This window comes from Anaeromassilibacillus sp. SJQ-5, from assembly GCF_054108045.1.
This window is the reverse complement of the sequence record NZ_JBPJWQ010000001.1, coordinates 2409549-2429764: the sequence shown is the minus strand read 5'-3', so window position 1 is coordinate 2429764 and position 20216 is coordinate 2409549. Positions and strand designations below refer to the sequence as shown.

The 20216-nt window shown below is 59.1% G+C and carries 15 protein-coding genes; 12 read left to right on the top strand and 3 right to left on the bottom strand.

Annotated elements, in window-relative coordinates:
- The first annotated feature begins 103 nt into the window (after positions 1–103).
- The 3 genes from ACSAMM_RS10350 (at position 104) to ACSAMM_RS10340 (ending at position 2428) form a co-directional block, all read left to right on the top strand.
- Entirely contained in the window at positions 104–733 is a 630-nt protein-coding gene (locus tag ACSAMM_RS10350) for an NAD(P)-dependent oxidoreductase (protein ID WP_457791283.1), read from the top strand.
- A gap of 86 nt (positions 734–819) precedes the next feature.
- A complete protein-coding gene (locus tag ACSAMM_RS10345; RefSeq protein WP_457791282.1) occupies positions 820–1632 on the top strand; it encodes a protein-ADP-ribose hydrolase in 813 nt (270 codons plus the stop codon).
- Positions 1556–2428 (top strand): SIR2 family NAD-dependent protein deacylase, encoded by an 873-nt coding sequence (locus ACSAMM_RS10340; protein WP_457791281.1) that lies wholly within the window; start codon positions 1556–1558, stop codon positions 2426–2428. Before ACSAMM_RS10345 ends, ACSAMM_RS10340 begins: the two co-directional genes overlap by 77 nt.
- A gap of 78 nt (positions 2429–2506) precedes the next feature.
- On the opposite strand, the gene ACSAMM_RS10335 is transcribed toward ACSAMM_RS10340, so the two are convergent.
- Together ACSAMM_RS10335 and metG are read right to left on the bottom strand one after the other, a co-directional pair.
- A complete protein-coding gene (locus ACSAMM_RS10335; protein WP_178723000.1) occupies positions 2507–3274 on the bottom strand; it encodes a TatD family hydrolase in 768 nt (255 codons plus the stop codon).
- Positions 3275–3324: 50 nt separating this feature from the next.
- Positions 3325–5268 (bottom strand): methionine--tRNA ligase, encoded by a 1944-nt coding sequence (metG, locus tag ACSAMM_RS10330; RefSeq protein WP_457791280.1) that lies wholly within the window; start codon positions 5266–5268, stop codon positions 3325–3327.
- 256 nt (positions 5269–5524) lie between these two features.
- Between metG and ACSAMM_RS10325 the strand changes: the two genes are divergently transcribed.
- The 5 genes from ACSAMM_RS10325 (at position 5525) to ACSAMM_RS10305 (ending at position 11990) form a co-directional block, all read left to right on the top strand.
- Positions 5525–6904: an MATE family efflux transporter gene (locus ACSAMM_RS10325; protein WP_457791279.1), complete on the top strand. Its 1380-nt coding sequence runs from the start codon at positions 5525–5527 to the stop codon at positions 6902–6904.
- Positions 6905–6983: 79 nt separating this feature from the next.
- Positions 6984–8054 (top strand): branched-chain amino acid aminotransferase, encoded by a 1071-nt coding sequence (locus tag ACSAMM_RS10320; protein WP_178722994.1) that lies wholly within the window; start codon positions 6984–6986, stop codon positions 8052–8054.
- 287 nt (positions 8055–8341) lie between these two features.
- On the top strand, positions 8342–10477 hold the full coding sequence (locus ACSAMM_RS10315; protein WP_457791278.1) for an AAA family ATPase: 2136 nt from the start codon (positions 8342–8344) through the stop codon (positions 10475–10477).
- Positions 10478–10501: 24 nt separating this feature from the next.
- On the top strand, positions 10502–11035 hold the full coding sequence (locus ACSAMM_RS10310; RefSeq protein ID WP_178722990.1) for a YbjN domain-containing protein: 534 nt from the start codon (positions 10502–10504) through the stop codon (positions 11033–11035).
- Positions 11036–11111: 76 nt separating this feature from the next.
- Entirely contained in the window at positions 11112–11990 is an 879-nt protein-coding gene (locus tag ACSAMM_RS10305; protein WP_457791277.1) for an RluA family pseudouridine synthase, read from the top strand.
- A 176-nt stretch (positions 11991–12166) separates the two neighbouring features.
- Here ACSAMM_RS10305 and ACSAMM_RS10300 read toward each other — a convergent pair whose 3' ends face one another.
- Positions 12167–13111, bottom strand: a complete 945-nt coding sequence (locus ACSAMM_RS10300; RefSeq protein WP_457791276.1) for a D-alanyl-D-alanine carboxypeptidase family protein — start codon at positions 13109–13111, stop codon at positions 12167–12169.
- 512 nt (positions 13112–13623) lie between these two features.
- Between ACSAMM_RS10300 and ACSAMM_RS10295 the strand changes: the two genes are divergently transcribed.
- The 4 genes from ACSAMM_RS10295 (at position 13624) to ACSAMM_RS10280 (ending at position 19991) form a co-directional block, all read left to right on the top strand.
- A complete protein-coding gene (locus ACSAMM_RS10295) occupies positions 13624–14574 on the top strand; it encodes a zinc dependent phospholipase C family protein (RefSeq protein WP_178722985.1) in 951 nt (316 codons plus the stop codon).
- An 869-nt stretch (positions 14575–15443) separates the two neighbouring features.
- Positions 15444–15908: an S-ribosylhomocysteine lyase gene (locus ACSAMM_RS10290; RefSeq protein ID WP_457791275.1), complete on the top strand. Its 465-nt coding sequence runs from the start codon at positions 15444–15446 to the stop codon at positions 15906–15908.
- Positions 15909–16098: 190 nt separating this feature from the next.
- Positions 16099–17856, top strand: a complete 1758-nt coding sequence (locus ACSAMM_RS10285; protein WP_178722980.1) for a peptidoglycan DD-metalloendopeptidase family protein — start codon at positions 16099–16101, stop codon at positions 17854–17856.
- Positions 17857–18260: 404 nt separating this feature from the next.
- A complete protein-coding gene (locus tag ACSAMM_RS10280) occupies positions 18261–19991 on the top strand; it encodes a LysM peptidoglycan-binding domain-containing M23 family metallopeptidase (RefSeq protein WP_457791274.1) in 1731 nt (576 codons plus the stop codon).
- Positions 19992–20216: the final 225 nt, after the last annotated feature.

The window sequence follows — 20216 nt, the reverse complement described above, 5'->3', positions numbered from 1 at the left end:
TTGTGCGTACTTCACAGCGTCCCAAAGGTCTGCTATGATACAGACAACGAAGGGAACCCCCCGGCGTTCAAAACAAAATTGAAAATCTATGGAGGTACGCAACATGAAAATCGCTGTTATCTGCGCCAATGGAAAGGCGGGTCTTCTGATTGTCAAGGAGGCCGTGGAGCGTGGTCTGGATGTTACCGCCGTGGTTCGCGGGGCGAACCGATCCGCCGCCAGCAAGGTGATCACGAAAGACCTGTTTGACCTGACTGCCGCCGATTTGAAGGGCTTCGACGCAGTGGTGGACGCGTTCGGCGCCTGGACACCGGATACGCTGAGCCAGCACAGCACGACACTGAAGCACCTGTGTGATATTCTCAGCGGCACGGATACCCGCCTGCTGGTGGTAGGCGGAGCTGGGAGCCTGTACGTCAACCAGGAGCACACCGCCGTTGTATCTGACGGCCCGGACTTTCCCGAGATGTTCAAGCCGCTGGCCGCTGCCATGGCCAAGGCCCTGGGCGAACTGCGCCAGCGCAAGGATGTCAAGTGGACCTACCTCAGTCCTGCTGGGGATTTCCAGGCAGAGGGAGAGCGAACCGGGGAATATATTCTGGGCGGCGAGGAGCTAACCTTGAACAGCAAAGGGGAAAGCGTCATTAGCTACGCCGACTACGCTATCGCCATGGTGGATGAAATCACCGGTGAAAGCCATATCCAGGAGCGGATTTCCGTGGTGAGCAAGTAAATCCGAAAGGCGTAAGGGGCTGTTGCAAAATGTAAAATTTTGCAACAGCCCCTTAGACCTGAAATCAGGAGCCGGGGAAAGTGATTATGGAATATCTGAAACAAATACAGCGGCTCAACACCATGCTGCTGGCGGAAATGCCCGAATACCAGCCGCAGGCGCAGGATTTTCCGCAGGACACGGCCAGTCAGCGGCGGCTGCTCCGCAGTCTGATGAATGTCCGCCCTCCCATGCCGCTGAAACGGGAGTTTCTCGCTATACAGGACAATCTTCTGTCTGCCGAGCGGGAGGCTAAAGGTGTGGTGGAGGGGGCGGCGCTGCCCCCCGTCAACGGCTGCCCGCAGATAGCCGTCTGGAAAGGGGATATTACCCGGCTGAGGGTGGACGCGATCGTAGACGCAGACAATGCTGCTCTTTTGGGCTGTTTCTGCCCCTGCCACGGCTGCATTGACAACGCTATTCACTCGGCGGCTGGCCTCCAGCTTCGGGACGAGTGCCATCAAATCATGCAAGCCCAGGGGCACCCGGAGCCCACAGGACGGGCCAAGCTGACAAAAGGGTATAATCTTCCCGCCCGGTATATCCTGCACACCGTCGGCCCCATCGTCCAAAGTCATGTTACCCGCCAGGCTCGGGAGGACCTGGCGTCCTGCTACCGCTCCTGCCTGGAATTGGCGGCGGCTCATGGCTTGGAAAGCGTGGCATTCTGTTGTATCTCTACCGGAGAATTTCACTTTCCTAACCAGGAGGCCGCTGAAATCGCCGTGAAAGCCGTCAAGGACTTTCTCTGGTGGGAAACGTCCATCAAGAAGGTAATTTTCAATGTTTTCAAGGATATTGACGAAACGATTTACCACCGCATACTCCGTGCAGATTCAATCGCTGAAACAGGCCCTTAACAGCGCTGACGCAGTGGTGGTCGGTGCGGGGGCTGGTCTTTCTGCTTCGGCAGGATTGACCTATTCCGGCCAGCGGTTTGAAGCACACTTCAAGGATTTTGCCGACAAGTATGGCATCCGGGATATGTACTCCGGGGGCTTCTATCCGTTTGCATCGCTGGAGGAGTATTGGGCGTGGTGGAGTCGCCACATCATGGTAAACCGCTACCAACGCGCTCCAAAGCCGGTCTATGATGCCCTGCTGGAATTCGTGGAGGATAAAGACTACTTTGTTCTGACCACAAATGTGGATCATCAATTCCAAATGGCGGGCTTTGATAAGAAACGGCTGTTCTATACCCAGGGAGATTATGGTCTGTGGCAATGCTCGGAGCCTTGCCATCAAAACACCTATGACAACGAAGAGGCTGTGCGCCGAATGCTTGCAGAGCAGCGAGACATGAAGGTGCCGTCAGAGCTTGTTCCCCGCTGCCCTGTATGCGGCAAGCCTATGAGCATGAACCTGCGGGCGGACAATACCTTTGTGCAGGATGAGGGTTGGTACACTGCCGCTGCCAGATATTCCGATTTCCTGCATCAGCATGGCCATGAAGCTGTATTGTTCCTGGAGCTGGGCGTAGGCTACAACACTCCGGGAATTATAAAGTACCCCTTCTGGCAGATGACCGCCCAAAATTCAAAAGCAGCGTATGCTTGTATTAACTATGGCGAGGCAGCTTGCCCGGAAGAAATTGAAAGCAAATCCATCTGTATCAACTACAATATAGAACAGGTGTTAAAAGACCTTCTGGGATAGCGGATACTCTATCTGCCGTACGATGGCAAAAGAGAGCAGCCCCCTGAAGAACCGTTTGCGGTCCATGAAGCGCGGCCCTCACCTTATGCCGAATAACCTTCGGGCGTTCTCCGCCGTCGCGCGCAGCACCTCTTCCGCGTCGATCCCCCGCGCCTGCGCGATCGTCTGCGCCGTATAGGCGATGAGGGAGGAGTCGCACCGCTTGCCCCGATGGGGCACCGGCGCCATATAGGGCGCGTCGGTCTCCACCAGCAGCCGGTCCAGCGGTACCGCCGCCGCCACCTCCACCGGCCGGCGGGCGTTCTTGAAGGTCACCGCGCCACCCAGCCCGATGTACAGCCCCAGCTTCACCGCCTCCCGCATGGTCTCCACGCTGCCGGAAAAGCAGTGGATCACCCCCGCGGGCCGGTATTCCCGGAGTATCTCCAGGACATCCTCATGCGCCTCCCGGTCGTGCACGATGACCGGCGCGCCCAGCTGAGCCGCCAGCGCCGTCTGCCGCCGGAAGCGATCCTGCTGGACGGCCCGGGGACAGGCGTCCTCGTAATGGTAGTCCAGCCCGATTTCCCCGATGGCCACCACCTTGGGGTGGGCGTACAGCCGCCGCAGCTCGCGGAGATCCTCATCGGTCAGCGCCCCCGCCTCCTCGGGGTGGATCCCCACCGCCGCGTAGACATAGGGGTACCGCTCGGCCAGCGCGATGGAGGTGCGGGAGTAGGCGAGGTTGCTCGCCGCGTTGACCACCCCCACCACGCCCAGGGAGGGGAGCCGGCCGAGCAGCACGTCCCGATCCTCGTCGAACTGCTCCGCGTCGTAATGGGCGTGGGAATCGAAAATTCCTTCCATATTCTATCCTCCATGAATAAAGGGCGGCCCGCTGGGCCGCCCTTTTGCGCTTATCGTATCTTGCTGCCCGGGGCGACCCCGTCCACAAACAGCACCTTGACGTTCTCGCCGTCGTCGGCGGCCAGGATCATCCCCTGGCTCTCCACCCCGCAGAGCACCGCGGGCTTGAGGTTGGCCACCAGGATTACCGAGCGGCCCTTCAAATCCTCCGGCGCGTACCACTTGGCGATGCCGGAGCAAACCGTCCGGGGCGTGTCCGTGCCGTCGTTCAGGGTGAGCTTCAGCAGCTTCTTGGCTTTTTTCACCGGCTCGCAGTCGACGATTTTCGCCGCCCGCAGATCCACCTGGGCGAAGGTCTCGATCCCAATTTGTTCGAGGAAGGCCAGCCCCTGCGCCGGCTCCTCCGCCTTGGCCGGTGCGGCCGCGGCCGCCGCCTCCCGGATGGCGGCCAGCTCCTTTTCCATGTCGATGCGGGCGAACAGCGGGGCGGGCGTCCCCACCCGGAACCCTTCCGCTTTGCCGAATACCGCCGTCTCCATGCCGGTCAATTCCGCCGGCGCCTGAATCTGCCGGAGAACTTCCTCCGCCGTCCCCGGGATGAAGGGGGTCAGCAGGATCCCCAGCAGCCGGATGCACTCGATAAGATTGTACAGCACCGCCTCCAGCCGGGGCTTATCCGCCTCGTCCTTGGCCAGCACCCAGGGCGCGGTCTCGTCGATGTATTTGTTGCACCGCTTGGCCAGACCCATCACCGCGTCCAGCGCCTCCGCGTTGTGGTAAACGTCCATCAGCCGGACATAGCTGTCCGCCGTTTCCCCGGCCAAACGCCGCAGATCCGCGTCGGGCTCCTCGTCCCAGCCGGCCGGCCGGCGCACCTCACCGCCGAAATACTTGTTCGCCATGGCGATGCTGCGGTTGACCAGGTTGCCCAGCGTGTTGGCCAAATCCGCGTTGTACTTGGTAATAAAACTCTCGTGGGTGATGGTGCCGTCCTGGGCGAAGGGGATTTCGCTGAGCAGGTAATACCGCACCGCGTCCACTCCGAACCGGGCCGCCAAATCGTCGGCGTACAGCACGTTGCCCCTCGACTTGCTCATCTTATCCTCGCCGGACAGCAGCCACGGATGCCCCAGCACCTGCTTGGGAAGCGGCTCGCCCAGGGCCATCAGGATGATGGGCCAGTAGATGGTGTGAAACCGCACGATATCCTTGCCGATGACATGCAAGTCCGCCGGCCAGTACTTCTGATAGTGCTCATCGCTCCCGTCCGGGTCGTACCCGCACCCGGTGATGTAGTTGGTCAGCGCGTCCAGCCACACGTACACCACGTGCTTCGGATCGAACTCCACCGGAATGCCCCAGGTAAACGAGGTGCGGGACACGCACAAATCCGACAGCCCGGGCTTCAGGAAATTGTTGATCATCTCGTTGCGGCGGGAATCCGGCTTGATGAAATCCGGGTTCTCTTCATAATACTGCAGCAGCCGGTCCTGGTACTTGCTCAGCCGCAGGAAATACGCTTCCTCCTTGGCGTCGGTCACGTCCCGCCCGCAGTCGGGGCACTTGCCGTCCTTCAGCTGGCTGGCCGTGAAGAAGGATTCGCAGGGCACGCAGTATTTCCCCTCGTATTCGCCCTTGTAAATATCCCCCTGGTCGTACAGCTTTTTGAAAATCTTCTGCACCGCCTTCTCATGATACCCGTCGGTGGTGCGGATGAATTTGTCGTAGGTGGTGTTCAGGCAGTCCCAAACGGCGCGGATTTGCTCGGAAACGCCGTCAACGTAGGCTTTCGGAGAAATCCCCTGTTCCCGTGCGCAGTCCTCGATTTTCTGCCCGTGCTCGTCGGAACCGGTCAGGAAAAACACATCGAACCCCATCATGCGCTTATACCGGGCGATCATGTCGGCGAGAACCACATCATAGGTGTTGCCGATATGCGGTTTGCGCGAGGTGTAGGCGATGGCGGTGGTCAGATAGAACTTCTTCTTTTCCATGGGAACTCCTCCTTCTTGTAAAATATTGCAGCGCGATGTTTCTATATTGTACCATACTGTGGAAAAAATTCAAGAAGCCCCGTACCGGAAAATGCGGAATCGAAATGTTCCACAATTCCGCACCGCGCGAAAGGGCCGTACCGTAGAAAATTGCTGAAATTTCTCGCCCGTCGAACAAACTTTCCGCATCTCGCTTGACAAAGACCCGCCGCTCTTTTATCCTATATTTTATATGTAAAATGAGGAAGTGCAAGCATTGAGCCAGTTTCAAACCGACCTGACGCAGGGAAGCGTGTTCGGACAGCTGCTGAAGTTTTCCGTTCCCTTTCTGCTGTCCAACTTGCTGCAGGCCCTGTACAATATGGCCGATATGGTCATCGTGGGGCAGTTCGGCGGCGCGGTGGGCGCTTCGGCCGTGGGCATCGGCGGCCAGGTGACCATTCTCATCATCAACCTTATCAGCGGCCTGGCCGTGGGCGGCACCATCATGATCGCCCAGTTCATCGGCGCCAGACGGCAGAAGGAGGTGGAACGCACCGTCGGCACCATGTTCACCCTGTACGCCATCGCGGGCGCGGCCATCACCGTTATTATGCTGCTGATTAACCCCTGGGTGCTCCGCCTGATGCAGACCCCGGCCGACTGCTACGGCGAGGCCCTGGCCTATCTGAACATCTGCATGGGCGGCACCCTGTTCATCGTGGGCTATAACGCCGTCAGCGCCGTGCTGCGCGGCATGGGCGACTCCCGCCATCCCCTCATCTTCGTCGGCGTGGCCGCCGTGGTCAACATCGTGCTGGATCTGGTGTTTGTCGGCGTGTTCCACATGGGCGCGGCCGGCGCCGCCTGGGCCACCATCGCCGCCCAGGCCCTGAGTCTGGTGATGTCCATCGTCTTTCTGCGCCGCCGGGACTTTGTGTTCGATTTTCATCCCCGCAGCTTCAAGATGGATAAGGCCCTGGCCGTCCAGCTGGTCAAGCTGGGGATTCCCGCCTCTCTCCAGGGCACCCTGGTCAGCCTGTCCTTCATGGTGCTGATGACGGTTGCCAACGGGGTGGCCGGCCTGACCGGATCCGCCGCCCTGAGCATCGCCGGCAAGGTCAACAGCGTGGCTATCCTGCCCTCCCTGGCTATGCAGGCCTCGGTTTCCTCCATGGCCGGCCAGAACATCGGCGCCGGCAAGCCCGAACGGGCCAAGAAAACCATGTTCGTGGCCATGGGCATGTCCTTCGTCTTCTCGGCCCTGATGTTCGCCGTGGTCAATCTGTTCCCGGCGGGCATCGCCAGCCTGTTCATGAGCGGGGACACCGATCCCGCCATCGTCTCCGCCAGCGCCGAATACCTGCGGGTCATCAGCTGGGACTATCTCATCACCAGCATCCTGTTCTGCATCAACGGCCTGGCCATGGGCGCGGGGCAGACCCTGTTTTCCCTGCTCAACGGCTGTGTCAGCTCCCTGCTGGTGCGCATCCCCGCCGCCGTCCTGTTCGGCCAGGTGCTGCACTTCGGCCTAAACGGCGTCGGCCTCGCGGCCCCCTCCGCCTCTCTGGTGGGCCTGGTCGTGGGCGTCGTCTACCTGTGCACCGGCTCCTGGCGCCGCGCCCATATTAAGGGTGTCCCCGAGACCGTATCTTGATCTTGCAATTTGCGCGGGCGGGTACTATAATAAAGCAAGACCCTATCTTAAAGGAATACTGGTAGGAAGTGTATGTGTTATGCAGGAAATCACGATAGAACGCGCCGCAACGCTTAAGGCGAAGCCGGCCGACTCCTCCAAGCTGGGCTTCGGCAACATTTTCACCGATCACATGTTTCTGATGAATTACGACGAGGGCGAGGGCTGGCATAACCCGCGCATCGTCCCCTATGGCCCCCTGTCCCTGGATCCGGCCGCCATGTGCCTGCATTACGGCCAGGAGGTTTTCGAGGGCATGAAGGCCTACCGCACCCCCGACGGCCAGGTGGTCCTGTTCCGCCCCGATAAGAACATGGCCCGGCTGAACCTGTCCAACGACCGGCTGTGCATCCCGCCCATCGACGAGCCTTTCGCCGTGGAAGCGGTAAAAAAGCTGGTGGAAATCGACCAGGATTGGATCCCCTCCGGCGAGGGCACCGCCCTGTACATCCGCCCCTTCATCATCGCGGTGGATCCCCACGTGGGCGTGCACCCGGCCCATCATCTGCTGTTTATCATCATCCTCTCTCCCGTGGGCGCCTACTATCCCGAAGGGATCAACCCTGTGAAAATTTATGTGGAGCGCCAGTATGTCCGCGCCGTCAAGGGCGGCATGGGCTTTACCAAAACCGCCGGCAACTACGCCGCCTCCCTCAAGGCCCAGGCCGTGGCCGAGGAACAGGGCTATACCCAGGTTCTCTGGCTGGACGGCGTGGAGCGGAAATACATCGAAGAAGTCGGCACCATGAACGTCTTCTTCAAAATAAACGGCGAAATTATCACCCCGGCCCTTGAGGGCAGCATCCTGGGCGGCATCACCCGGATGTCCTGCATCGAGCTGCTGCGTTCCTGGGGCTATACCGTCACCGAACGGCGCCTCGCCCTCGCCGAGGTCTGTGAAGCCGCCGCTACCGGCGCGCTGGAGGAGGCCTTTGGCACCGGCACCGCGGCGGTCATTTCGCCCATCGGCGAACTGAAGGTGGACGACGAAAAGATCCATATCAACCACGGCCAGATCGGCGCGGTGGCGCAGAGGCTCTACGATACCCTCACCGGTATTCAGAACGGCCGCGTCCCGGATCCCTTCGGCTGGGTCGTCCCGATTGCATAAACGCCATGCCGATGGGGCTGCTGCATGAGGAGGATACGCTCCTTTTGCAGCAGCCCCCCGTCGATCCCGCCCGATCGGACGCGCCCCGCCTGTATCGCCCCATCGGGCGGAGGTTGTAGGGGCGAGCACTGCTCGCCCGCGAAACGGGCCTGCCGCCAAGGGAACGGGGTTGTTGCGAAAGGAGAAAGAACTCCCAACGCAACAGCCCCCTTTTCCATTCATAAGCCACCCCATGTGAGCCGGCGCCCGCCGGCCGCCGCTTTCCCTCAGAAAGGAACCGAATCGTTATGGCAAGCTGCTTGATAGAATGCACCTTCGACGGCAAATGGGTCTTGCAGGAAAGCAAGAAGAACGTTCTGCCCGTGGAGGTGCTGGTGAGCGACCTGCTCACCGGCTTCGGTGACGAAAAGTCCGTCACCGTGCTTAAAAAGAATTATACCGGCTGCCGCCTGGTGGTTTCCCTGCCGGGGGACGATCCCCATAATCTGGAGCAGGAGATTCACCGCATCCTGCGGCAGCACTGGGCCGATGACGAGGCCGAAAAGGCCTGCACCTGCTCGCTGCAGCCCCTCTCGCCCGAGGAGGCCGACCGCCTGCTCGGCGCCGAAAAGCAGGAGGCTGCCCGGAAAACGGAGAAAAAGGGCAAACGCGCCGCGGCCAGCGATATCCCCGTGGAAAAGGAGGAACGCGCCGAAAAGGCCATGGACGGGGAAAACCTCCCCGCCCGCCGGTCGAAAAAGGCCGCCCCCGCCGCTTCCTCCGCCCTGGATGCCATCCAGGGCCTGGTGGGTGCCGCCGCCTTGAAGGAGCTGGCGGCCGAGCTGCACGCCATCGCGCCGCAGATCCAGCGCACCGGCGCCCGCCGCGCCTTCCAGTTCCAGCATTATCTCTTCGCCGTCAACGACGGCTGCGGCCTGACCACCGCGCTCGAGCGGCTGGCCGACCTGACCGCCGAGCTGGGCCTCTTCGCCTTCCCCGCCAAAAAACGGGTGATGGAATGGTCGCTCGAGCCTCCTGCCGGCGACGAGGCGGAGCCCCTGCAGAAGCTGGCCGATTTCCTGCGCAGCCGCAACCACTTCAAGGGCGTTCTGTGCGTGGATATCAGCCACTGGATCCCCAAGGTGCGGGATCCCAAATTTCAGCGGATGCTCCGCGTGATGGCCGACGCCCGGGAGGACAACGTGTTCGTCTTCCGGGTGCCCTACATCCAGCCCGACGTGCTGGAGACGGTGCGCGTCGGCCTGTCCGACGTGGTGTTCACCCGTTCGGTGCCCTTCATCCCCTTCTCGAATGAGGAATACGGGGAGTGCCTGCGCCGCCTGCTGGCCGACTGCCATTTCACCCTGGCCGACGACGCGTGGCCCCTGTTTGAGCAGCGCCTGGCCGAGGAAAAAAGCGGCACCCGCTTCTATGGCCTGGATTCCATCGATAAGCTGGCCAACGAGATGATTTACCGCAAGCTTCTGGCCAACGCCGCCGCCCAGTCGGACGATACCCGCATCGCTGCCGCCGATCTCGACGGCTTCACCCGGGAGCCGGCCGCGGAATCGGGTGTCGCCCAGCTCGACGAAATGGTGGGCATGGAGCATATCCGGGATCGCATTCTCGAAATGGTGGCCCAGGTGCAGACCCAGAAGGAGTTGGCCGAAAGCGGCCGCTTCCCGGAACGGCCCTGCCTGCACATGCGCTTCGTGGGCAGCCCTGGCACCGGCAAAACCACCGTTGCCCGGATCGTCGGTCGGATCCTCAAGGAGAAGGGGATCCTCGAAATTGGCAACTTCTATGAGGTCTCCGGCCGCAGCCTCTGCGGCCGCTACGTGGGCGAAACCGCCCCCAAAACCAGCGAAATCTGCCGCAGCGCCTACGGATCCGTCCTTTTCATCGACGAATCCTATTCCCTCTACGCCGGCGACGACAACAGCCGGGACTACGGCAAGGAGGCCATCGATACCCTCATCGCTGAAATGGAGAATAACCGGGACAAAATGGTGGTCATCATGTCCGGCTATCCGGACGAGATGGAGGTTCTCATGAAGGCAAACCCCGGCCTGGCCGGCCGGATGCCCTACGAAATCCATTTCCCCAACTATTCGAGGGAGCAGCTTACCCGCATTTTCTTAAATATGGCGGGCAAGGCCTTTGATTTCGATGAGCCCTTCCGCGAGGCCGCCGCGAGCTTCTTCGGCTCGGTCAGCGACGCTCAGTATAAGGCGAAAAACTTCAGCAACGCCCGCCTGGCACGCAACCTGTACGAGCGGGTGTGGGCCAAGGCCTCCGTCCGGCATCAACTCAATCGTGGCGAACCCATCCGCCTGCTGCCCGAGGATCTGCGCAGTGCCGTGGCGGATAAGGAATTCCAGCAGCTGCTCCACGCCAAAGGCACGTCCATCGGCTTCACCGCCGTCCTGGACGCCCCCAAATAATATTGTCTATAAGGAGGAATCCCCATGGATGAAAAAGACCTGCAAAACGCCCGCCAAGCCTACAGCATGCTGTGCGCATCTCTCGACGATATCGGCTACCACTATCAGCAGAACGATGAGGATCTCGACGTACACTTCGAGGTGCACGGCGACGGCCTGCCGATGGAGCTGACCATTTCCATCGACGGTGAACGGGATCTCATTCGCCTGCTCTCCTTCCTGCCCTTCAAGGTCAAGCCGGAACGCATCCAGGAGATCGCCCTGGGCGTCTGCAAAATCAACGACATTCTCATCAACGGCAACTTCGATCTGGGGATTGAAAAGGGCCGCCTGACTTTCCGGATGGTGCAGAGCTACCGGGACAGCCTCATCGACATGGAAGTGTTCAAATACATGATTTATGTCTCTCTGAACACCATCGATGAGTACAGCGAAAAGCTGTATCTCCTCAGCCGGGGCAAGATCACCCTGGATGAGCTGGAGGACGACGACGAGGAAGCCCCCTCTGCGGAGGAGGCCGCCGCCGAAGATGGCGGCGAGGACGACGGCGACGAATAAACCGCGGGGGATCGGCGGCGCACGCCGATCCCCCGCCTTTCACGTCCAGGCCCATTGTTCGAAAGGAGGCCGCCTCATGCAGTGCCTGACCTATACCGTGCCCCCGGCCTTTGACGGGGATACTCTGCAGAATTTTCTCCGCCGGGACTGCGGCCTGTCCTGGCGGATGGTGGTGCGCCTCAAGCAGGTGGAGGGCGGCATGGCGGTGGACGGCGTTCCCCGCCGCACCATCGACCGGGTCCGCGCCGGCCAGACCGTGACCCTCCGCCTGCCGGAGGATACCGTGCGCATCGAGGGGGCGGATATTCCCCTGTCTGTGGTGTTTGAGGACGACGCCCTCCTGGTGGTGGATAAACCGCCCTATCTCGCCGTCCATCCCTCCGCCGGCAAGCCGGAGCCCACCCTGGCCAACGCCGTGGTGGCCCACTACGCCCGGCAGGGCACCCCCTTGTCCTTCCGCCCGACCAACCGCCTGGATCGCAATACCAGCGGCCTGCTTCTGGCCGCCAAGAATCCCCATGTGGCCTATGCCCTGACCGGCAAGGCCTACAAGGAATACCTGGCCGTTGTCCTGGGAGAGCTGCACGGCTCCGGCACTGTCGACGCCCCCATCCGGGTGCGGGAGGGCAGCTGCATCACCCGGGAGGTGGGGGAGGGGGGCAAGGCCAGCGTCACCCACTGGCAGGCCCTGGATACCGATGGGGCCGTCACCCTGGTGCGCCTCTGGCTGGAGACCGGTCGCACCCATCAGATCCGGGTGCATATGGCCCATATCGGCCACCCCTTGGCCGGCGATACCGTCTACGGAACGGATGAGACCCTGCTGCCCCGCCACGGCCTGCACTGCGCCCTGCTGCGGGTGGAGCATCCCCTCACCGGGGAACCCCTCTGCTTCGAAAGCCCCCTGCCGGAGGACATGGCGTCTCTGCTGCGCGCCCGCGGGCTGTCTCTTTAGGAATCCTGCGTATTTGCCCCCTGTAATACGTCGATGGCAGAGTTGAAAAATTCCATAGAGTTCCTCGATTTTGGTAAAAAAGAGCAGGAAACCTATGTTTTTAGATTTCCTGCTCAATGTATATGTGAATAAATGATAGTATTCTGGTATTCCTAATATCTTTGAACCAATATTTTTTAGTGAGCTAAAGAGTTTGATTCATCTATTGTTTTGATAATATAAGTTACATCATCATATCGTGATGAATTTGATTGAGAACCCAAACTACATATTAAAAATTCTTTCCCGTGTTGTTGATAAAGCACTACTAAATTATAATCGTCAGATAGAGAACCTGTCTTTACTCCTATGACGTTCTTATTATAGTAATCGGATTCGGGGTCAAGAAAAGTATTTGTATTTTTCCATGTCTGCGTGCTTGTATCCGGTAGTGTTGCCGTATAAGAATGTTGTGAAATAATATCTCTAAACCAGTCTTTTTCTAATAATCTATCAACGACTGCTTTAATGTCTAAAACAGTTGTGAGCGCACTCATATCAAATCCACTTGGGTCATAAAGGACTGTATTTTTGTACCCATTTTCTTGTAAATATCCGTTAAGTTTTTCCATAAATATTCTCACACGCTCTTCACTACTGTTTGCCTGTGACGATAAAATTCCTCCACAATAATCGGCAACTACATAAGCAGCGTCGTTCCCAGATGGAACTAACATAGCAGCAAACAAGTTATGAAGAAAGTAATCTTTTTCTTGTATATTCGCAACGGAAGAACCAGCTTTCGTCATAGCAAGTGCCTCTGTGCTTACTGAAACTATATCGTCTAAGTTTGCTATTGTTGACGCATATTCAATAACAAATAATTTTGCTAAACTGGCAGGGAGCCGCTGTTCGTTAGCTTTTTTAGAAATGAATATATCACCATCTGAAAGATTTACAACTGCCAATGATTTCGCATTATAGGATCTATCTCCAAATTCTAAGTTATATAAAATGGAATTTATTTTGTTTTTAGTTTCCCGAAGATTTTCGGGCTTCAAAGCCCATGGTATAAAGAATACTCCCCCGATAATCATAAGCAGGAGACATGTTGTTAATATGTATCTTGCTTTTTTCTTCATGCTACTTTATCCCTTCCGGTGTTCAACCTTATCCAAAAATAAGAGGTGCAATATTCCATTCAAACCAAAATGGGTAATATAACAAATCACATATAAAACAATGCATTTCCGTTACTTTATCAATCTCATTATACCACACGAACCTACCTTTTTCTACTTTTTAAGCAGTGTACGGAATAGTAAAGGACTGCTGTCTATCAAATTCTTGTGTGTTACTTTACCGCACATGAGCATTCCTTCCAGAAATCCCGCGCATTCCTTTCAGAAATCCCGCGCATTCCTTTCAGGAATCCTGCGTATTCCTTTCAGGAATCCGCTGGAAATTCACGTTTGTTGCTCCCTTTTGCCGGAAAGTGTGCTATACTGGGTTCAGCGCCGCAACGGATGGCGCCGACCCGGAAACTCCCTTGCGGGCCATGGACGTGGCCCGCATTTTGCGGCCTTGTATGCCGCAAAACCCGGCTTTTTCAAGGTTTCCGGCCGTATTTTGTCACCACGAAGGAGGGCTGGTCGTGCCGGCTCTGATTACCCATTATCAATTCGCGCAGCGGGTCTTTTCCCGCCTGCGCCAGGCAGGGGCCCCGGTTGCCGACCGGGACGCGGGCCTCATCGGCGCCCAGGGCCCCGATTTGTTTTTCTTCCACCGCATCCTGCCGTGGGAGCCGGGGAAGAGCTACGTGCGCGAGGGCGTGCGGATGCATAAGCTGAGCCCCGCCCGCATTTTCGAAGGTTTCCGTGCCGTCCTCAACCGGACGGAGGAACCGGAGCGCTCTTTGATGCAAAGCTATGTGGAGGGCTTTTTCTGCCATTATGCCCTGGACAGGACGGCCCACCCCTATGTCCGCTGCTGGCAGGAGGTGCTCGCTGAGGAACAGCCGGCCTACGCCAAGAGCGCCCATACGTATCATTTCCGGATCGAAAGCGCCCTGGACACCATTATCCTGCGGCGGGAAACCGGCCGCCTGGTGCAGGATTTCAAGCTGACCGCCGTGCTGCCCCCGGAGCGGGAGGCGGTCAACCTGGCCATTGGCCGGCTGTACGCCCCGCTGTTCGCCGCCTGGTTCGGCACGGCGGACGCGGACCCCGCCCATATCGGCCAGGCGCCGGCGGATATGCGCCGGGTGCTGCGCCTGATGACCGACCGTTCGGGCCTGCGGCGCCGGTGGATCCTGCGCCCGGTCGAGGCGGTGAGCGGCCGGGCCCATTTCGCCTCCGCCCTGCTGCGCCCGGCGGATACCTCCGACTGGGACTATGCCAACGAGGCCCATCGCCCGTGGCACAATCCGGACGATCCCGCGCTGGCCAGTACGGACAGCTTCTTCGATTTGTACGAGCTGGCCGCGGCGGAGGCGGAGGATATGATCACCGCCTTCCGCGCCGCTCTGCCCACCGGACAGCCGATGATCGAAATCACCCAGGATCGGGGCTTTTCCAGCGATCTACCCGGTCGGTACGATGGCTGACAAAACGAGCACAGGCGAAAAGCCTGTGCTCGTTCAGCGTGTCGACAAAGTCGACACGCTGCTGGACGGGGATGCCGGATCGCGGCGGCTCGTTATACTCGCCTAGCTCCCTCTATCCCCGCCAGTGCCACCCCTGCTCTTGAAAAATAACGGAAACACACGTGTTTCCGTTATTTTTCGCCTATAAGGTGTGTTTGCGAGGCACATGTCCTCGCAAACACCAATCGGTAACCCGCCTCCGCTTTTTTCGTTTCACGAATGGCGGATTCCCTTTTTCGACAGCCTAAACGAGCACAGGCGAAAAGCCTGTGCTCGTTTTCGGATGTCGCCGGCCTGCTTGAAAGAACCGACGGCGTATGGTATAGTAGTCACGCCGCCTCCCTCAAGGACTTTTCAGCCTGTCGTATAAGTCGCGAACGCCTTTCCTCAAAACGGCGGAACGGGTTATGTCCAGCCTGTCCATGCAGAATTGAAGCTGTTCCATCGTTTCCCGATCGATTCTGAGGTTAATGGCCGTGTCCAATGGCTTCTCCGGATGAGGCCCCGGTTTTCTGCGTTCGATAAGTCATCCCCCCTTTGCGTACAACAGTATAGGGCCCGTATATAGGAACGTCAAGCTCCACCATGGAAAAGTGGGAAAGTCTCACGCCGTAAGAGCCTCGATCGAGCGACGCGCCGGTACGTCCCGCCGAAGCCAGCGGCTTCCCTGCAGGGGCGAGCATCGCCCGCCGGCGGGGCGGCGCTCAACCACCCCTATCCCCGAACCCTACGGGGGGACAAGTTTCCCCTTTTGTCGGATGAGGAAGAAAAAAACCATTTCTATAAGGAATCGCTCTATATATACATATTAAAGGAAAGAGGTCGTCCCCATGGAGAAAATCGCCAGCTTTCAAGTGGATCACACCCGCCTGACGCCGGGTATGTATACCTCCCGCACCGACGGCGACGTCGTCACCTACGACGTCCGCTTCATCAAACCCAATACCCCACCGTATCTGGATCCTCCCGTCCTCCATACCATCGAACACCTGGTTGCCACCTATGTGCGCAACAGTTCTCATAAGGACGGGGTGATTTATTTCGGTCCCATGGGCTGCCGCACCGGCTTCTATTTTCTCACCCGCGGCATTGGCGAGGCCGACGCCATCGCCCTTATGCGGGACGCGCTGGCCTTCACCGCCGCCTTTGAAGAGGAGATTCCCGGCGCTTCCGCCGTGGAGTGCGGCAATTACCTAGAGCACGATCTCCCGGGTGCCCGCCGCGCCGCCGCCGCCATGGTCGCCGTCCTGCAATCTTGGACGCCCGCCCGTCTAGCTTATGAAAACAACCGGTAAATCGTTGGCATTCTGCACGAAACAGCGTGCGATATTCGTTTATATCTAATGAAGTTTGCATCCAGGCATTGCCTTCCGGAAAAAAATGAGTATAATAAGACAAAGAAGTTACAAACCTGTAACTTCTGTCTTGCTTATAGGCCGGATAGGGCAGCCCCCGTCCGGCAGGCAGTGAAAGGATGTGAGTCGTTTGTCAAGCAACGGGAACGAAGAGGATCAAAAGCCCATCGCCCGCCAATTGGTCAAAGTCTCGAAACTGTGTCTTTCCGGAATTTTCACGGCGCTTCATGCCGTATATACTGTCAGCTATTTCACGGGCGTCCGCACGGCGCGGCTGGCCCGCCGGGCCGGTAAACGCCTGGCCCGTCTCCTCGCTCCGGTCGGGCGGTTTTTCTATCGGGTGGCGGACAGACTGCTCCTCCGCCATCTGCGCGCTCTGGCCGGCGAGTGCAAGCGCATCGCCCAGGGCTTCCCGGAGGCCGGCCGCCGGGTGCGCGCCGCTTACCGGCGCCACCCTCTGCTGTCCATTCCCCAGGCCCTGCTCCTGCCTGTTCTGGCGGTTAAGCGGCACCGCAAGGCGGCCGTCAGCCTGGTCAACTTGGCCCTGCCCGTGGCGGCGGCGTTCGTGCTGCTGTTCACCGTCCGGTATTGGAGCGGCTTGACTTTCGGCCTGGTTCTCGAATACGACGGCCAGCAGCTGGGGTATATTACCGATGAATCGGTGTACGACAAGGCGGCCACCATGGCGGTGGAGCGCGTCAACAATACGGATAACTCCTTTAAGGTGGAGCGGACGCCCAAGCTGACCATCGCGGTGGTCAACCAGAAGGATAAGCTGGACGAAACCTCCCTGTGTGACGAGATCCTCCGCTCCTCGAGCGATTCCATCGCCCAGGTCAGCGGCCTGTATATCGATGATAAATTTGAAGGTTCTGTCGAATCCCGGGCCGAACTGGACGCCGTGCTGAACGACATCCTCAGCTCCTACCGCAACGGCAGCGCCGACGAGCGGGCCGAATTTATCCAGAAGGTGCAGGTGGTGGACGGGCTGTATCCCATCTCCTCCATCGTCTCTGCCGCCGATATGAAAGCTTATCTGACCCGGGAAACCGTGGTGGCCAAGCACTACACCGTCCAGGCCGGCGAAACCCTGGGCGCGGTGGCCCGGAAAAACGATATGACCCTTTCCGAGCTGCGCGCCATGAACGCGGCTTATCAGAACACCGATATGGTGCATATCGGGGACGAGGTTCTGGTGCAGCGGCCGCAGCCCTACCTGCGGGTGCAGGTTGTCCGCACCCTGAAGTACAGCGAGGACATTGCCTTCGATGTGCAGAAGGAGCAGGACAGCAAGCAGTACACCACCTATGAAAAGGTGAAAACCAAGGGCGTCAACGGCAGCAAAGACGTGGTGGCCGAGATCGTCCTGGTGGACGGCGTGGAGCAGTCCCGCCGCGTGATTTCCGAAACCGTCACCAAGGAGCCGGTCACCCAGGTCGTGGTGGTGGGCACCAAGAAGAAGGTCGCCAGCGCCGGCAATACCGTGGTGGTGGGCGACGGCGTCGCTACTGGCCGCTTTGTCTGGCCCGTCCCGGTTTGCCGCAACACCTCCCGCGGTTTCCGCGGCGGCCACGGTGCGCTGGATATCTGCAACGGCCCTGTCAGCGTGCGCAATAAGCCCTTCATCGCGGCGGACGGCGGCGTGGTCGTGGAAGCGGCCAAGGGCTGGAACGGCGGCTACGGCAACATGATCCGCATCCGTCACAGCAACGGCTACGAGACCATTTACGCCCATTGCAGTTCTCTGTACGTTGTCACCGGGCAGAAGGTCACCAAGGGCCAGCAGCTTGGTCTCATCGGCAGTACGGGCCGCACAAGCGGTCCCCACCTCCACTTCGAGGTGCGGCTGAACGGCCGCAAGGTCGATCCCATGCAATTCTTCCGCTGATTCTTTCAGACGGCGGGCCATTGGCCCGCCGTCTTTTTGCGTCTGGAAGACGGCGGTGTCCACTCCTAGTGAAAAAGGGGGAAATATTGGTGCATTTTCGTTCGTTTCCGGCGCTTTCTTTTCGCTTTTGGAAGGGAAAAACCGGAATTGTTTGAAAAAAACCACAGCCGAAAATCCCCTAAAATTTCCCGGGCTTTGCGGCAGGTTTAGCGGATGTTTATATAATAATTACATATAAGAGGACAAAGGTGAATAGATTTATAACAGAATGGTACGAAGTTCTTCAAAAAGGTTGCAATCTTGTAACTTTTGAGCTATACTAAGACCTAGAAGTTACAACTTTGTAATCATTTGATAAGCACCACCGTTAGAGGAAAACCATCGGCAAAAAGGAAGTGAACGACTTGCTGGAAACCGAAAAACCGCAGGATAACGCGGCGCTCCTGCGCCGCTGCAAGGCGTCCGCCGCCTTGGTATATGAGAGGGTATACCGGCTTTGCTACCGGACAGGCCTGCAGACGGCCCGCCTGGCCCGGGCCTGCAAGAAGCGCACGCTCCGCCCCCTTTCCCGCCGCCTGCGCGCCCTCTTTTACAAGCGCGTCGCCCCGCATATCACTACCATAAAAACCGACTCCGCCCGCTTTTTGTCTGGGTTTTCGCTGGCTGGGGAGAGACTGGTGGCGGCCTGGCGGCGGCATCCCCTGCTGGTGGTGCCGCAGGCGCTTCTCCTCCCGTTCCTGGCGATCCGGCGGCACCGGAAGGCGCTGGTGTCCCTGGCCAATCTGGCCGCGCCGGTGGCGGCGGCGTTCGTGCTGCTGCTTACCGTGCAGTATTGGACCAGCCGGACGTTCGGGCTGGTGCTGGAGGTTGACGGGCGGACCCTCGGGTATATCTCCAACGAAACGGTCTATGAGAACGCGGCCAATTTGGCCGTGGAGCGAGTCATCAACACGGACAGCTCCTTCCGCCTGGAGCAAAGCCCGAAGCTGACGCTGGCGGTGGTGCCTAAGGACGGCATGCTGGACGAAACCGCTTTGTGTGATGAAATCCTCCGCACTTCCGGCGATTCCATCGCCCAGGCCAGCGGCTTGTACATCAACGGCAAGTTCGAGGGCTCGGTAGATTCCCGCAGCGAACTGGACGGCATGCTCAATGGGATTCTCCAGTCCTATATCACCGCCGACGGTCAGCGTGCCTCCTTTGTGCAGAGCGCCGAGGTGGTGGACGGGCTGTATCCCATTTCTTCCCTGGTGACCACGGAGGATTTAAAAGCCCGCCTAACCAGTCCGGCCGTGGTGGAAAAGGCGGTGGAGGTGCAGGCCGGGGACACCCTGGGCGGCATCGCCCGCGCCAACCACATGACCCTGGACGAGCTGCGGGAACTCAATCCCGCAGTGAGGAACACCGACATGGTGACCATCGGCCAGAGCCTGGTGGTGCAGCGGGAGCAGCCCTATCTGCAGGTACAGATCGCCCAGACCCTCACGTATACCGAGACCGTTGCCTTCACCACCGAGAAGGTGCAGGACAAGACCAAGTACCTGGGGTATGAGAAGGTCAAGACGGCGGGAAAAAACGGCGTGCGGCAGGTGACCGCCGAGGTGGTCACCGTGGACGGGGTGGAGCAATCCCGCACGGTGCTGTCCGCCAAGGTGACCCAGGAGCCGGTGACCCAGGTGGTGGTGGTTGGGGCCAAGACCTACAGCGCCGGCACCACCGCGGGGGACGGCAAGGCCACCGGCCGCTTCATTTGGCCGGTGCCGGGGTACACCAACATCTATTCCCCTTACGGCTACCGCTGGGGCAAGCTGCACGCCGGCATAGACATCTCCCAGAACGGCATCAAGGGCGCTGCCATTGTGGCAGCCGACGGCGGCAGGGTGGTGGAGGCCAATTCCACCAGCTCCTGGGGACAGGGGTATGGGTATTACGTGGTCATCGACCACGGCGGCGGATACCGCACCCGGTACGCGCACTGCGGGAAAATCACCGTCAAGGTGGGACAGAAGGTGGCCCAGGGGCAGCTTATCGGCTATGTGGGCAACACCGGCAACAGCCAGGGGTATCACCTGCATTTCGAAGTGCTGGTCAACGGCTCGTCCACCAACCCGGTGCCCTATCTGAAGAAAAAATAAGAAAACGGAAGGCCCGTGTCTTTGACGCAGGCCTTCCGTTTTCTTTTGTGCGGATTTATTCGAAATCCGGCGGGCTTAGAGGGGCAGATGCCGCTCGAATACCTTCAAAGGCGTTTTTTTGGGGTATAGGACGGCCAGGCGTCAAACCAGCCAATGTGGCGGTGTGGACACCGTACCAGGCGGTCATCCGGCAGCGAATCTCGACCCGGCTGCCTTTTACGCGCA